This is a genomic window from Candidatus Photobacterium acropomis (genome assembly GCF_030685555.1).
Taxonomy (GTDB): domain Bacteria; phylum Pseudomonadota; class Gammaproteobacteria; order Enterobacterales; family Vibrionaceae; genus Photobacterium; species Photobacterium lucens.
Window position 1 is genome coordinate 590,007 of record NZ_CP131609.1, and the last position, 15,267, is coordinate 605,273.

13 protein-coding genes are annotated in these 15,267 nt (G+C 45.8%); 6 read left to right on the forward strand and 7 right to left on the reverse strand.

From position 1 onward, the window contains the following. Positions 1 to 17: 17 nt before the first annotated feature. Positions 18 to 1,364, forward strand: coding sequence for an MATE family efflux transporter DinF (gene dinF, locus Q7657_RS09380; protein WP_107166725.1), 1,347 nt, complete (start codon positions 18 to 20; stop codon positions 1,362 to 1,364). Between the two features lie 105 nt (positions 1,365 to 1,469). Continuing rightward, complete coding sequence (locus Q7657_RS09385) at positions 1,470 to 1,853, forward strand: 3D domain-containing protein (protein ID WP_008988201.1); 384 nt, start codon at positions 1,470 to 1,472, stop codon at positions 1,851 to 1,853. A gap of 77 nt (positions 1,854 to 1,930) precedes the next feature. On the opposite strand, the gene nfuA is transcribed toward Q7657_RS09385, so the two are convergent. Together nfuA and Q7657_RS09395 are read right to left on the reverse strand one after the other, a co-directional pair. Continuing rightward, a complete protein-coding gene (gene nfuA, locus Q7657_RS09390) occupies positions 1,931 to 2,509 on the reverse strand; it encodes a Fe-S biogenesis protein NfuA (RefSeq protein ID WP_107166724.1) in 579 nt (192 codons plus the stop codon). A gap of 143 nt (positions 2,510 to 2,652) precedes the next feature. Beyond that, the gene (locus tag Q7657_RS09395) at positions 2,653 to 3,360 is read right to left on the reverse strand and encodes a ComF family protein (RefSeq protein WP_107166723.1); all 708 of its coding nucleotides are present in this window, start codon (positions 3,358 to 3,360) and stop codon (positions 2,653 to 2,655) included. Positions 3,361 to 3,395: 35 nt separating this feature from the next. On the opposite strand from Q7657_RS09395, the gene bioH reads away from it, so the two are divergent. Both bioH and Q7657_RS09405 read left to right on the forward strand, forming a co-directional pair. Continuing rightward, positions 3,396 to 4,193: a pimeloyl-ACP methyl ester esterase BioH gene (bioH, locus tag Q7657_RS09400; RefSeq protein ID WP_107166722.1), complete on the forward strand. Its 798-nt coding sequence runs from the start codon at positions 3,396 to 3,398 to the stop codon at positions 4,191 to 4,193. Between the two features lie 46 nt (positions 4,194 to 4,239). Next, the gene (locus Q7657_RS09405) at positions 4,240 to 4,698 is read left to right on the forward strand and encodes an ATP-dependent Lon protease (RefSeq protein ID WP_107166721.1); all 459 of its coding nucleotides are present in this window, start codon (positions 4,240 to 4,242) and stop codon (positions 4,696 to 4,698) included. A gap of 67 nt (positions 4,699 to 4,765) precedes the next feature. Here Q7657_RS09405 and Q7657_RS09410 read toward each other — a convergent pair whose 3' ends face one another. Both Q7657_RS09410 and greB read right to left on the reverse strand, forming a co-directional pair. Beyond that, positions 4,766 to 7,084 (reverse strand): Tex family protein, encoded by a 2,319-nt coding sequence (locus Q7657_RS09410; protein WP_053987439.1) that lies wholly within the window; start codon positions 7,082 to 7,084, stop codon positions 4,766 to 4,768. Positions 7,085 to 7,251: 167 nt separating this feature from the next. Continuing rightward, positions 7,252 to 7,734 carry a transcription elongation factor GreB gene (gene greB / locus Q7657_RS09415; protein WP_023933863.1) on the reverse strand — a complete coding sequence of 161 codons (483 nt, stop codon included), beginning with the start codon at positions 7,732 to 7,734 and terminating at the stop codon, positions 7,252 to 7,254. 364 nt (positions 7,735 to 8,098) lie between these two features. Between greB and ompR the strand changes: the two genes are divergently transcribed. Both ompR and envZ read left to right on the forward strand, forming a co-directional pair. Next, positions 8,099 to 8,818, forward strand: coding sequence for an osmolarity response regulator transcription factor OmpR (gene ompR / locus Q7657_RS09420; RefSeq protein ID WP_008988194.1), 720 nt, complete (start codon positions 8,099 to 8,101; stop codon positions 8,816 to 8,818). Between the two features lie 3 nt (positions 8,819 to 8,821). After that, positions 8,822 to 10,156, forward strand: coding sequence for a two-component system sensor histidine kinase EnvZ (gene envZ, locus Q7657_RS09425; protein ID WP_008988193.1), 1,335 nt, complete (start codon positions 8,822 to 8,824; stop codon positions 10,154 to 10,156). A 70-nt stretch (positions 10,157 to 10,226) separates the two neighbouring features. Here envZ and recG read toward each other — a convergent pair whose 3' ends face one another. The 3 genes from recG to spoT all read right to left on the reverse strand — a co-directional run bounded on the left by recG (position 10,227) and on the right by spoT (position 15,253). After that, on the reverse strand, positions 10,227 to 12,308 hold the full coding sequence (gene recG / locus Q7657_RS09430; protein WP_107166720.1) for an ATP-dependent DNA helicase RecG: 2,082 nt from the start codon (positions 12,306 to 12,308) through the stop codon (positions 10,227 to 10,229). Continuing rightward, positions 12,308 to 13,033: a tRNA (guanosine(18)-2'-O)-methyltransferase TrmH gene (gene trmH, locus Q7657_RS09435; protein ID WP_107166719.1), complete on the reverse strand. Its 726-nt coding sequence runs from the start codon at positions 13,031 to 13,033 to the stop codon at positions 12,308 to 12,310. The genes recG and trmH overlap by 1 nt, the downstream gene beginning before the upstream one ends. Before the next feature lie 117 nt (positions 13,034 to 13,150). Continuing rightward, entirely contained in the window at positions 13,151 to 15,253 is a 2,103-nt protein-coding gene (gene spoT / locus Q7657_RS09440) for a bifunctional GTP diphosphokinase/guanosine-3',5'-bis pyrophosphate 3'-pyrophosphohydrolase (RefSeq protein ID WP_107166718.1), read from the reverse strand. Positions 15,254 to 15,267: the final 14 nt, after the last annotated feature.

Below are 15,267 nucleotides of genomic sequence, written 5' to 3' on the forward strand. Positions count from 1 at the left end.
TGCGATAGAGGTAGTACGTGCTAACAGCGTTAAAAGACAAATCATTACATTATCAGGTGTTTGCACTGGCGTTGCCGATGGTGCTTTCCAATATCACCGTACCGTTATTAGGGCTGGTGGATGCTGCGGTGATCGGGCACCTTGATAAGTCATGGTATCTCGGTGGCGTTGCTGTCGGTGGCACCATGATCAACGTAACGTTTTGGCTGTTAGGCTTTCTACGTATGGCGACTACTGGGATCACCGCCCAAGCTTTTGGTCGTAAAGATAAACATGCGCAAGCGGCGATTTTTGTCCAAGGGATCGCGCTGGCATGGTTATTTGCCTTCCTTCTTATTGCACTGCATCAGCCTGTTAGCAGTATGATTTTCCATTTCAGTGATGCTAGCAGCGAAGTCAAAGTTTACGCCGAGCAATATTTCTCTATTCGTATTTGGGGTGCACCTGCGGCGCTGGCGAACTTCGTTATTATGGGGTGGTTGCTGGGGGCACAAAACGCCAAGTTGCCAATGTGGCTGCTTATTGTCACCAACCTTGTCAATATCGTTTTAGATGTGTTGTTTGTGTTGGGTTTTGGCTGGAAAGTTCAAGGTGCTGCTGCGGCTTCTGTTCTTGCGGACTACAGTGGTATGTTGCTGGGTTTATGGTTTGTTTCTCGCCAATGGTTAGCACATGCGTTGCCCCCATTAAAAGAAAAGATCAGTACAGTTCGTCATGGCATGGGACGATTACTTAAACTGAATCGCGATATCTTTCTGCGTAGTTTATGTTTGCAAGCCACTTTTACTTTCATGACATTCCAAGGGGCAACGTTAGGCGATAACGTGGTGGCAGCGAATGCGGTGTTGATGAGTTTTCTAATGTTAGTGTCTTATGCAATGGATGGTTTTGCTTATGCGATGGAAGCGCTCGTTGGTAAAGCTGTAGGGGCAAACAATCGCGATCAGCTTGAACGCTATTTAATTACCACTACGTTTTGGAGTTTTATCATCTCGGTGATACTAACATTGGTATTTTCTTTAGCAGGAGATCGTATTGTCAGTTTGATTTCCGATCTGCCCGCAGTGCAAGCTGAAGCTGATATTTATTTGCCATGGCTTGCTGCTGTACCGTTAGTGGCGATGTGGTGTTTCTTGCTTGATGGGATCTTTGTTGGTGCAACACGTGGGCGCGCGATGCGTAATAGCATGTTTGTCGCGACTTGTGGTTTTTTTGCCATTTGGTGGTTACTAGATAGTTATGGCAACCACGCATTATGGGCTGCGATGTTAGGATTTATGGCACTACGTTGCATCACGTTAGCGGTGGTTTTCGGTTATCAGTGGAGAAAAAATATTTTTTTATCTCCTGCTATAAAACAGTAAGTTAGATTGAAAATGTCAGATTTGTATTAAATTTAAGCAAAAAATGCTGTTAAATTGATATCTGTTTTGGTTAAAATGCGAGCACTTTTTAGCCGGGTGATGGATATGAAAAAGAATATTCTTGCTTATTTCTTACTGACTATTGCGTTGATGTTTAGCGTGAGCAGTTATGCTGCAAAACCTAAAAAAATGCATGTGACAGCCACAGCGTATAACTCTGTTAGGGCACAGACAAACTCAAACCCTAGCATTGCTGCGTGGGGAGATAGGTTAAAACCAGGGATGAAAGCGATCGCAGTATCACGTGATTTACTGCGTAAAGGATTAAAACGAGGAAGCAAAGTAAAGATATCGGGTTTACCTGGCGAATATGTGGTGTTAGATAAAATGCATCACCGTTGGCGCAACAAGATTGATATTTACATGGGTAAAGATATCCGCGCTGCTAAGCGTTGGGGACGTCGAAAAGTGACGTTAACTTTATTGTAAAATCCTCATGCTTCTTCGCAGAGACTAAAAAGCCGCACTAAGATGCGGCTTTTTGATGTCTACTATTCAGGGCTGAATTAGTAGTAAGAGTGCTCACCACGGGCGTGATCGGTAATATCACGCACACCTGTTAGCTCACCTTCAAATTGTGCTAGTAGCTCTTTCTCAATGCCTTCTTTCAGCGTGACATCTACCATTGAACAACCGTTACAACCACCACCGAATTGTAAGATAGCAATACCATCTTCAGTGATTTCAGACAGTGATACGTGACCACCATGACCTGCAAGTTGTGGGTTAACCTGAGTTTGGATCACGTAATCTACGCGCTCCATTAGTGGTGCATCGTCAGCCACTTTACGCACTTTTGCATTTGGTGCTTTAAGCGTAAGTTGAGAGCCCATTTTGTCAGTAACAAAATCGATTTCTGCATCTGCTAGAAATGGCAGGCTTAGCTCATCAATAAAGGCAGAAAATAGTTCTAGTTTAATTTCAGTGTCACTTGCTTCAACCGCTTCTGGTGGGCAGTAGGATACGCCACACTCAGCACTTTGTGTGCCTGGGTTTACAACAAAAACACGGATATTAGTGCCCTCAGGCTGTTGGGCAAGAAGCTTGCCGAAGTGCTGTTGAGCGCTTTCAGAAATAGTGATCATTGACACGACGTAATACCTGACCTATTTAGTAAGTTTTCTCTATTCTACTCTTAGAGAGACGTTCTATCATCCCTTAATATTAGCATTTTTAATTTGACCACGTTTTGCATCAGAATGCGCGACTTTTTTGTTATAAGTGATGGCTACATAGGCTTTTCTGTATGGCAGACAGCAATGATATCGACTTTCTTGACGCCTTTACGTAACAGTAATTGGGTCAGTAAGCTGACGGTTGTGCCTGTTGTTACTACATCATCAACAATCGCAACATGCTCGGGTAGTGCGATATCTTGAATTGAAAACGCATTGGCAAGATTGGTTTTTCGTTGCTGTTTGGTCAGCGCTTTTTGTGCTGGTGTATGACGGCGTCGCTTTAGTACATGATGGTTAACCTCACTGCCAAGCTCTTTGGCAAGTACGAGAGCAAGATAGTGGCTTTGATTGAAACCGCGTTGCCAGTAACGTCTGCGGTGAAGTGGAACGGGTAATAATAACGGGGCAGGCTCTGCGATCTGTTTAGCGAGTTGCCGCGCTAATGGTTTTGCCAGCCAAAACTTTTTTCCGAATTTATATTGGCTAATGAGCTGTTGTAGTGGCGGTTGATATTCACCTAGACGGTAAAGTCGATGCCAAGGAGGTGGCTCGGCTAAACATAAACCACAGTACTCCACATTTTTAAACGTGCTGGTGCCACAGCGATGGCAATAAGGTGATGATGGGAAATGGTTGAGGCAATGCTGGCACCAATAGTCATCATTGGGCTCAAGTGGTAACTGGCATAAGCTACAGTGGCGAAATAACAGTTTACGACTGGTGCGAGATAGCCAAGCTGTGATGTTTTTTGGCATCATAAACAAAACCTCAAAAAACCGAATAAGGAAGTGTAATGGCGGTAATGCTTGATTGGCACAGTAAAGGTCAAGGCTCGGATCTGGTTCTCATTCATGGCTGGGGAATGAATGGTGCGGTATGGCAAGATGTGATCCCAGCCTTAGCTGAGCACTTCACGGTGCATTGGTGTGACTTACCGGGCTATGGTAACAGTGGGGAGGTAAGTGCTGAGTCATTGGTTGAGATTACTCAAACGGTATTGACGCAAGCCCCTTTGCAAGCAACGTGGTTAGGTTGGTCTCTCGGTGGTTTAGTGGCAACCCAAGCGGCACTGATGGCACCTGAGCGTGTAACGCAATTAATAACCTTAGCCAGCTCGCCGAGCTTTATGGAGCGAGAAAAGTGGCGAGGGATCAAATCAGATGTTCTTATTAATTTCCAGTCACAGTTAGCGTCTGATTTTACCTTAACGGTTGAACGCTTTTTGGCACTGCAAGCGATGGGAAGCCCAACCGCACGCCAAGATATAAAGAACTTAAAGCAAGCAGTACTGGAACGCCCTATGCCAGATCCAACAGCGTTAGCACTAGGATTACGGTTATTAGAAACCGTTGATCAGCGTGAACAGTTGTCACAACTGACGCAACCTTGGCTTCGTATGTACGGGCGTTTAGATGGGTTAGTGCCCGTTAAAACAGAGGCTGTGATAACTAAGCTGTGCCCACAGTCATCAAGCTATATCTTTCAGTCTGCGTCACATGCGCCGTTTATTTCTCACCCTGAGGAATTTATTTCGGTGGTGCAGCAATTTATTTGTAAAGAGTCTGTTGGATCAGCCGAATTATCGTTATGATTAAATTATAACCACTTAGTGATTACGTTGATGATGTAACGGCATAATGAATATTTCTCCTCTACAAGCTGGTGGCGTGCCATTAGCAACCACGGTCAATCCGCCAACAGATCAAGTTGCGTGGGATAACCGAGTGCGAGAAAAAATTGTGCCGTTAACCCAAAGCAGTGCTGCCGCAGGTGAAAAGCCGCTGTCGAGTGAAGAGAAGCAACTTAAAAAGCCAAGTTGGGATCCTAGTGAGCACCCCACTTACGAACAGCAAGAAGATGAGATATTAAAGGGCTATCAAGACGATATAGCCCGCTTTATTGAGGTGTTATCTGCTAGTAACTATCTCGATAAAGACAGTGCGCTTGGCTATAGCATGCACATTAAATTGCCGCGAGAGTTGCTTGAGCAGTTAGATAGAATTAATCAAAATGAGCGCACTAAAGGTGTCGTCGCGTTTAAGTATGCCCAAGCTAGTGTGCCGAACCCACCGACGGAATATTTGCAGGTGATTTGATTTTCCGCCAGATAAAACAAAGCCAGACATCAGGTCTGGCTTTTTCGTTTATAAATAAGGCGTCTACTTATTTTTTCTTAGCATTAGCAAAGGCTGCTGCAAACGCACCGCCCATTGCAGCATTACCGTTATCACGTTGACGTGTTGGTTGTGATTGGCGAGCAGGGCGTGGCGCATTATCACGAGGTTGACGCGCTGGCTTTTCTTGACCCGGTTCATCAGACAGACGCATCGACATACCAATACGCTTGCGCTGTAAATCCACTTCCATCACTTTGACTTTAACAATATCACCCGCTTTAACCACTTCACGTGGGTCAGAAACAAACTTATCCGATAGCGCAGAAATATGGACTAAGCCATCTTGGTGCACACCGACATCGACAAAAGCACCGAAGTTCGTCACGTTAGTGATCACACCTTCTAGCACCATGCCCGGGATCAGATCTTTGACTTCATTTACGCCTTCAGCAAAGGTCGCGGTTTTAAACTCAGGACGAGGGTCACGACCTGGCTTATCAAGCTCGCTAATGATGTCGGTCACGGTTGGTAAACCGAAGTCTGCATCGGTGTAGTCAGCCGCTTTCAGGCTACGCAGAAAGTCGGTGTTACCAATGATGGCATCCACAGGCTTGTTGTTTGCCGCAGAAATCGCTTTAACCACCGCATAAGATTCAGGGTGAACCGCAGAGCTATCAAGTGGGTTTTTGCCGTTCATGATACGTAAGAAACCAGCACATTGCTCAAAGGCTTTAGGCCCTAAGCGCGCCACTTTTTTCAGTGCCGTACGCGCATCAAAGCGACCATTTTCATCACGGTAGTTCACGATGTTCTGTGCAATGGTTGCGTTTAAACCTGCGACCCGTGTCAGTAGTGCAGCTGATGCGGTATTTACATCCACACCCACGGCGTTTACACAGTCTTCAACTACCGCATCTAGACGTTTAGCGAGCATGCTTTGGCTAACATCGTGCTGGTATTGGCCAACACCGATAGACTTAGGATCAATCTTCACGAGCTCTGCTAGTGGATCTTGGAGACGACGACCGATAGATACCGCACCACGAATAGATACGTCTAGGTTAGGGAACTCGTTAGCCGCAAGCTCTGATGCTGAGTATACCGAAGCACCCGCTTCGCTCACCATGACGCTTTGTACTTTAAGGTTATTATCTTTAAGTAGCTTGGCGACAAACGCATCTGTTTCACGTGAAGCAGTACCGTTACCAATCGCAATTAAGCTGACGTTGTATTTCGCAATGAAGGCTAAAACCACTTTGCTTGATTCAGCAATTTTGTTGTGTGGTTGGTGTGGGTAGATAGTTGCGGTATCAAGTAACTTACCGGTTTCATCGACAACAGCAATCTTGCTACCTGTACGTAAACCGGGGTCAAGGGCAAGAGTGACGCGAGGACCTGCTGGCGCTGCCATTAACAGATCTTTTAAGTTATCAGCGAAAACCTGCATTGCGCCATCTTCGGCTTTTTCACGCAGGGCACTCATTAGCTCGGTTTCCATGTGCATTAAGATCTTAATGCGCCATGCCCAGCTAATGACTTGTTTGCGCCATAGATCGGCTGCAGCCGTACCCAGTTTCACACCGTAATGATCGGCGATAATGACTTCACAGTAAGAGCCACGCACACCTTCTTCTTGGCTTGGGTCGGCATTAAGGGCTAATTGTAAGAAGCCTTCGTTACGACCACGGAACAGTGCGAGGGCACGGTGCGATGGAATGTTTTTTAGTGGCTCGTTGTATTCAAAGTAATCTTTAAATTTCGCGCCGTCATGCTCTTTGCCTTCAACCACACGAGACGTTAGCTCTGCTTGGCTTGTTAAATGGCGACGGATTTTCTCAAGTAGTGCAGCGTCTTCAGCAAAGCGCTCCATTAAAATGGCACGTGCACCATCTAGTACCGCTTTGGTATCTGCAAAGCCTTGTTCTGGATTTAAGAATTGTTCGGCAGCTTGCTCTGGATTGTTATCTGGTTGGCTCCAAAGTAGATCAGCCAGTGGTTCAATACCGGCTTCAATGGCAATTTGACCTTTAGTGCGGCGCTTAGGCTTGTAAGGCAAGTACAGATCTTCAAGGCGCGTTTTGCTGTCTGCGCTCTTGATTTCAGCTTCTAGCGCTGGGGTCATTTTACCTTGTTCGGTAATGGATTTTAGGATCACTTGACGACGGTCATCGAGTTCACGAAGGTAACCAAGGCGTGATTCTAAAGTACGAAGTTGGGTGTCATCCAATCCGCCTGTAACTTCTTTACGGTAACGGGCAATAAAAGGCACGGTGTTACCATCATCGAGCAGTGTGACTGCTGCATTGATTTGTTCGTTACGAACATTCAGTTCGCTGGCAATCAGCTGATTGATAGAGTTGCTCATCCGTAGATATCTCTTGTTTATCGTTAAGCTTACATTCTACGTCTCCCGGTGAGGGTAGCAAGTTTGCAGGTGTTAAGAGTGTGTCAGTGAGCAGAAAAAACAGCATAAAAGAAAGAAGCTGCGAGCATCGCTGGCAGCTTCTATAAATGGAGTAAGAGTATTGTTAATTACTCAGCATGGGTGTCATAGCGAATGTCATTAATAAACCATTCTTTTTTACCAAGCGGTGTGGTCACAACAATATCGTCATCTACTTCTTTGCTAAGCAGTGCACGTGCCATAGGGGAATCAATCGAGATATAGTCGTTACGACCGTAAATTTCGTCAGGGCCAACGATGCGAAATGTTTTCTGATCGCCGTCGTCGTTTTCAATTTCTACCCATGCACCAAAGAACACTTTGCCATCTTGTTGCGGCGAGTAATCAATCACTTTTAATACATCAAGACGTTTACGTAAAAAGCGCACTCGTCGGTCGATTTCACGTAAGCGTTTCTTATTGTATTGATAATCAGCGTTCTCTGATCTATCACCTAGGCTCGCGGCCCATGTGACTTTCTTGGTGACTTCTGGGCGCTCTTCACGCCATAAGAAGTCGAGCTCTTGTTTTAATTTATTGTAACCTTCACGTGTCACTAGGTTGGTTCTCATGGCTATCCTTATAACATGGCGTGAATGAGAAATAGGGCGATGATCTAACGCTTATCCTTATGGGTCAATAAGCGCAATAATAAATTGTCGCGGTAGGTTTCAATATATGAAGATATTAAAATAAGATGTAACAAGCACTTGAGGCTTTTAGGTGATATTTATCTATGATGCAACCCTAGTTTTCACATCATTTTAGCGATTTTATGATTACTTAATTGACTCAAACGCGTATCTAGCGCATAAAGCGCATATACATACTCTGTTACATATTTGCCTGAAAAAAACGCAGGAAATTCTGAGTCTGTTCAGTGAGCTGACGTACACTACGGCAAAAGCTCAAGACCTCGACCGCTGAAGGTGGATTATGCAAGAAAATTACAAAGTTCTGGTTGTTGATGATGACATGCGTTTACGCGCACTATTGGAACGTTATTTATCTGAGCAAGGATTTCAGGTTCGAAGTGTAGCGAATGGCGAACAAATGGATCGCTTATTAGCTCGCGAAACTTTTCACTTAATGGTATTGGATTTAATGCTACCAGGTGAAGATGGTTTATCAATTTGTCGCCGCTTACGTAATGCGAACAACATGTTGCCTATTTTGATGCTAACAGCAAAAGGCGATGAGGTTGATCGTATTGTGGGTCTTGAAGTGGGTGCAGATGATTATCTGCCAAAACCATTTAATCCTCGTGAGCTGCTAGCACGTATTCGTGCTGTATTACGTCGTCAAACCATTGAAGCACCGGGCGCACCGAGTGTTGATAGTAAGATGATTGAGTTTGGCGAGTTCCGCCTAAACTTAGGCACTCGCGAAATGTTCCGTGGTGATGTTCCAATGCCACTGACATCCGGCGAGTTTGCAGTATTGAAAGCACTGGTTACCAATGCCCGTGAGCCAATGTCTCGTGACAAGCTAATGAATATGGCGCGCGGTCGTGAGTACTCTGCAATGGAACGTTCTATCGACGTACAGATCTCACGTCTACGTCGTATGGTGGAAGAAGATCCAAGCCGTCCTCGCTACATTCAAACCGTGTGGGGCTTAGGTTACGTATTTGTTCCTGACGGTCGTGAGGCGTAAGCCATGCGTTTATCGCCAAAAAGTACCTTTGGTCGAACGTTAATTCTTCTAGCTGGCTTGCTTATCGCAAGCCAGATTTTTTCGTATCTGACCATCGTCAATTACGCCTTATTGCCAAGCATCCAGCAATTCAACCGTATCTTATCTTATGAAGTGAAGTTGATGCTTAATGATGAATTGGCAATGCCTGATGATCAATGTGTTCATCTTGACCGTCCTCTACGTCGCAAATTATTAGAAGAGTTAGGGTTAACCTTAATTGCCCCTAATAGTGAAGCCGCCAAACCTTTCGATGATGCGATGCATATCGGTTATCTCAGTGAGCAGATGACCAAAGATCTTGGTTCGCCAACCGATGTTCGTTTGCTGCTCGGTGCTGACAGCTATGTCTTGTGGCTTAAAACCGATGCAATGCCGAATTTCTTAATGCGAGTACCGCTATCAGAATTACAAGAAGAAGACTTTGCTCCGCTATTTCGCTATAGCCTGATCATTGCCTTTCTTGTGATTGCTGGCGGCTGGTTATTTATTCGGATCCAAAACCGCCCGTTGATGGAGCTTGAGCAAGCAGCATTAATGGTAGGGCGTGGGGAAACACCACCACAACTTCCGGAGCAAGGCGCATCGGAAATTCGCTCGGTAACGAAAGCATTTAATCAGATGTCGCAGGGCATTAAGCAGCTAGAAGAAGATCGCGCATTGTTAATGGCAGGTGTTAGTCATGATTTACGAACGCCATTAACCCGTATTCGCTTGGCAACAGAAATGATGTCTCCTGAAGATAGTTATTTAGCGGAATCGATGATCACTGATACTGAAGAGTGTAATGCGATCATCAGTCAGTTTATGGATTATCTAAAGTCGACCAAGAAGCAGGAAGAAGAAGAGTTAGATCTCAATACCTTGCTGCTTGATGTTGCGCATACTGAAGGTGGATATAGCAAAACCATAGAGCAACAATTAGGTGAGATCCCAGGTACGGTGTCAGCAAACGCAGTTGCGCTAAAACGTGCCGTCGCGAACCTTGTGGTGAACGCGCAACGCTATGGTAATGGTTGGGTGAAAATCTCAAGTGGTGCGTCTGTAGATCGCAAATCCGCATGGTTCTGTGTCGAAGATGATGGTCCGGGTATTGCGCCTGATCAGGTGACGAAAATGTTCCAGCCATTAACTCGCGGTGATTCAGCTCGAGGCAGTGAAGCGGAAGGAACAGGTTTAGGTTTAGCGATTGTGAAGCGAATTGTGGATCAACATGATGGGGTGATTTTAGTCCGTAACCGTAGTGAAGGCGGTCTACGTGTTGAAGTGACCTTACCGCTACATAAGCTAAAGCTGTAAACCTGCACAGCATAGAATAGAAAAAGCCCACAGTGAGTTGCTCGCTGTGGGCTTTTTGTTGTACTGGTAATTAGGCGTTGGAGTAGTTTTCTCGCTGACCTAGCCAGCGGTCAATAATTGCTTTGGCGTTATCAGGGTAGTTATCGTGAATATAACGCGCCAGTTTTTGTACTTGGGGAATTAAGTATTGGTCGCGGATAAGATCGGCAACTTTAAATTCAGCAATACCGGTTTGTTTTGTGCCAAGTAACTCACCGGGGCCACGAATTTCTAAGTCACGTTGAGCAATCACAAAACCATCGCTACTTTCACGTAGTACGCCTAAACGCTTTTGTGCGGTTTTCGATAGCGGTGCGTGATAAAGCAGGACACAGTGACTCGCCACTTTGCCTCGACCAACACGCCCACGAAGCTGATGCAGCTGTGCTAAACCTAAACGCTCAGGATTTTCAATGACCATCAAGCTTGCATTGGGCACATCAACGCCCACTTCAATTACCGTTGTCGCAACCAGCAAATCAAGCTCGCCAGCTTTAAAACTTGCCATCACAGCTTGCTTTTCTTGTGCCTTCATTCGCCCGTGTACCAAGCCAATTTTCAGATCTGGCAGTAAGCCTGTCAGTTCATCAGCGGTATCAGAAGCGGCTTGTGCTTCTAGGACTTCAGATTCATCAATTAACGTACAGACCCAATAAGCTTGGCGACCTTCGTTAAGACAAGCTGAGCGAATACGCTCAATGATTTCTGCACGACGAGCATCAGGCAACGCCACAGTTTGGATCGGTGTTCGCCCAGGAGGCAGTTCATCAATGATCGAGGTGTCCATATCAGCATAAGCTGTCATGGCTAATGTGCGAGGGATCGGTGTTGCCGTCATCACCAGTTGGTGTGGATAGCGTCCGTCATTGGCGCCTTTTTCACGTAGCTCTAAACGTTGATGGACACCAAAGCGGTGTTGTTCATCAATGATGACTAAAGCTAAGTTGTCGAACTTTACGTGATCTTGGAACAGCGCATGGGTGCCGACCACCATTTTTACTTCGCCGCTAGCAATACGAGTTAGCTCGGTTTCACGGGCTTTCCCTTTTAGCTTACCTGCCAGCCAACCAACCTGGATTCCCATCGGATTAAGCCAATTGGCAAAGTTGATCGCATGTTGCTCTGCCAGCAATTCAGTGGGGGCCATTAATGCCACTTGATAGCCATGCTCAATGGCACGTAGCGCTGCAAGTGCGGCGACCAAGGTTTTACCTGAGCCCACATCACCTTGCACTAAACGCATCATAGGTTGGGCTTTGGCAAGATCGGTTTCAATATCTGCCACCACGCGCTGCTGAGCACCTGTTGGTGAGAAAGGCAGACTATCGAGTAGTTGTTGCTTTAAGGTATCTTTCGCGGCAAGCGGCCAAGCATTATGTTGTTGCCCTTTGCTACGCAGTGCCAGCATTGATAAATTTTGCGCTAGTAGCTCTTCTAAAATCAAACGATGTTGAGCAGGGTGTTTACCTGCGTCCAGTTGATCGAGAGAAATATCAGGCGTTGGACGATGCATTAAACGCAGTGCTTGGGCGAGGGTCATTTGACGGTCGTATAAACCTTCTGGCAGTAGCTCAGTGACAGCGGCTTTATCAAGCAAGTTGAGCGCTTGATCAGTCAAGTTACGTAGCGTCAGTTGGCGTAAGCCATCAGTGGTTGGATACACAGGCGTTAAGGTTTCTTCAACGCTGAGCTCGGTCGGCTCTGAGAAAATACGGTAATCAGGGTGAATGATTTCAAGACCGAATTTACTGCCTTTAATTTCGCCATAGGCTTTAACTTGTTTACCTTCAGCGAAGCTATTTTTCATCGCCGCATTGAAGTTAAAAAAGCGCAGGGTTACCGAACCAGTACCATCACCGATTTTTACCGCCAGCATTTTACGCTTACCGAAAGTAATACTGGTATGGTGGACTTCACCTTGAACGGTGAGATGTTGCCCCGGCATGGCACGGTTAATTGGCCAAATACGAGTGCGATCCTCATAGCGCAGTGGCAAATGAAACAGCAAATCTTGGACGTTGTTAAGCCCAATCTTTTCCAGCTTTTCTGCCATTTTTGCTCCAACGCCAGAGAGTTCACCTAGCGATATGGTATTGAGGAGTTGTCCACTCATTACTCGTCCTTATCTGTTACAAGTTGGCGTGTTTTCACCTTTTTCGCTTGCATTGCAGCCCACCATGTTTCATCTGCCACAATCTGACCTTCATCATCTAATTGTGGATATGGTAAGCCTTTTTGCTTCGCAACTTTTGCGAGCACAGGGTGGCCTCGTTCAAACAAAATACGGTTGACGACATCATCAGGCAGCAAGGTTTTCTCACGCTCATACATACCTGCATTTTGGCGTTGGCGTTGTGCTTCATACAAAATCAGTGCACTGGCTACCGATACATTTAATGACTGTACCATGCCAACCATTGGGATAATGATATCTTGATCTGCCAGTGAAAGCGCTTCGGCAGTGATCCCGTTTTTCTCGCCACCTAAAATGATCGCTGTCGGTTTGGTGTAATCCACTTCACGAAAATCAATGGCGGTGTCTGACAGGTTAGTTGCAAGTACTTGCATGCCTTGATCTTTTAACGTTTGAACAGCTTCCACCATCGAATCGTGAGTGTCTAATTCAACCCAGTTTCGAGCACCAGCTGAGGTGTGGCTTAGTACACGCATGCCTTCTTTAGGCCAAACCGCATGGACTTTGTGAACACCAACCGCATCAGCAGTGCGAATGATAGCTGAGACATTATTCGGCTTATGGACTTCTTCCATACATACCGTCAGATCGGGCTGACGTGTTGCCAATACTTCATGGATACGTTGAAAACGATCTGGGGTCATGGAGATTACCTAAGAAAATAAATAATAGAGATAGGTGGATGATAATAAGGCTTTATTGCCAAATACACAAAACGCCCAATAAAGGGCGTTTTGATGATGAAAACTGAGCGTTAAAAGCTAGTTTTTCTGGCGAGCGACACGCACAACATTAGGCATAATTCGAATGCGACGCATAATGTTAGCCAAGTGAATTCGGCTACGTGTGGTGAGCTTCACTGTGATGGTGTACAAGCGACCGTCTTTTTCTTCCGTTGCTAAGCCTTGGATATTAGAGCCTGTAGCTGCAATGGTATTCGTTAGATCGGCTAAGGCACCTTGGTGGTTTTGCATATCGACTTTCAAACAAGTGACAAATTCTTGATCGAAATCTTCACTCCACTCCACCGCCATGTACTTATCGGGTTCTTTTCGATAACCACGAACATTGGCACATTCTTCACGGTGAATAACCAAACCTTTACCCGGGCTCACATGGGCAATAATTGGATCGCCATGGATTGGGTGACAACAGTTAGCAAAGGTGAGCAGAATACCATCAGCACCTTGGATCGGTAGGCGACGGTCATTTTCTTTTGGTGTTAGCTCATCAGCATTACCTAAGAAACGACGGGCGATCACCACACTCATTACTTCACCCAAACCAATTTCAGCGAGAAGATCTTCTATTGAATTGAGTTTAAGATCAGTTAGCACCTTAGTGACGTTTTCACTGGCGATACTATCAAGGCTAGCGCCACCAAGTGCATGATTGAGTAGACGACGACCGAGAGTGATCGATTCATCACGACGCATGGTTTTCAGTACTTGACGGATCTTAGTGCGCGCACGAGAAGTCACAACATAGTTTAACCATGCCGCATTCGGACGTGCCCCAGGAGCACTGATAATTTCAATGGTTTGACCGTTTTTCAGCGGCTTACTTAATGGGTAAGGCTGGCGATCTACGCGAGAGCCGACACAAGCATTACCGACATCGGTATGTACTGCGTAAGCGAAATCTACCGCCGTTGCGCCAACAGGCAATTCAACGATACGGCCTTTCGGGGTGAAAACGTAAATCTCATCTGGGAAGAGATCGGATTTTACGTTCTCAATAAATTCAAATGAGCTACCTGCACTTTGTTGAAGTTCAAGTAAGCTTTGCATCCAACGCTGGGCTTTTACTTGCGCGGTAGTACCTGAGCTTTCGCCATCTTTGTAGGTCCAGTGCGCAGCAACACCTTTGTCTGCCATTTGATCCATGTCTTCGGTACGAATTTGTACTTCAACAGGAACACCATGAGGGCCAACAAGCGAGGTATGCAGTGATTGATAGCCATTGGCTTTCGGGATTGCAATATAGTCTTTCATGCGGCTAGGACGCGGTTTGTACAGGTTATGTACTTGTCCTAATACGCGGTAGCAGGTATCTAAATCACTCACAAGCACACGGAATGCATAGATATCCATGATGGAGTGGAAACGCTGCTCTTTGTTCTTCATCTTGTTATAGATGGAGTACAAATTTTTCTCGCGACCTAATACGGTAGCATTAATTCCCGCATCACTGAGGCGACCCTCAATTTCAGCGTGAATTTTATTGATCATCTCTTTACGGTTACCACGTGCCGCTGCTACAACTTGTTTTAATACACGGTAGCGATTTGGGTATAACGCTTCAAAGCCAAGCTCTTCAAGTTCAGATTTGATGTTATGAATACCCAGACGGTGGGCAAGAGGAGAGAATATTTCAAGGGTTTCGCGGGCAATACGACGACGCTTATCTGGACGCAGTGCGCCAAGGGTTCGCATATTGTGGGTACGGTCAGCTAGCTTAATTAAAATTACGCGAATGTCATGCGCCATGGCCATGATCATTTTGCGGAAGTTTTCAGCTTGTGCTTCCTTACGATCGCGAAACTTTAATTTATCAAGTTTCGATACGCCATCGACCAGTTCAGCAACAGTGTCGCCAAAACGGCTGGCAAGATCTTCCTTGGTGACCTCGGTATCTTCGATAACGTCATGAAGCAATGCCGCCATGAGCGTTTCAATATCGAGACGCATTTCCGCCAAGATGCGAGCAACCGCAACGGGGTGGATAATATAAGGCTCGCCAGTGGAGCGAGTTTGCCCTTCGTGTGCGTCGCGAGCAACGAGAAAAGCCTGCCGAAGAGCCTCTAGTTGAGGCTCTGGCAGGTACTCGATTGCGACTTCTTTCAGGCTATCAAAAAGATACAATTCGCCCGGTTCCC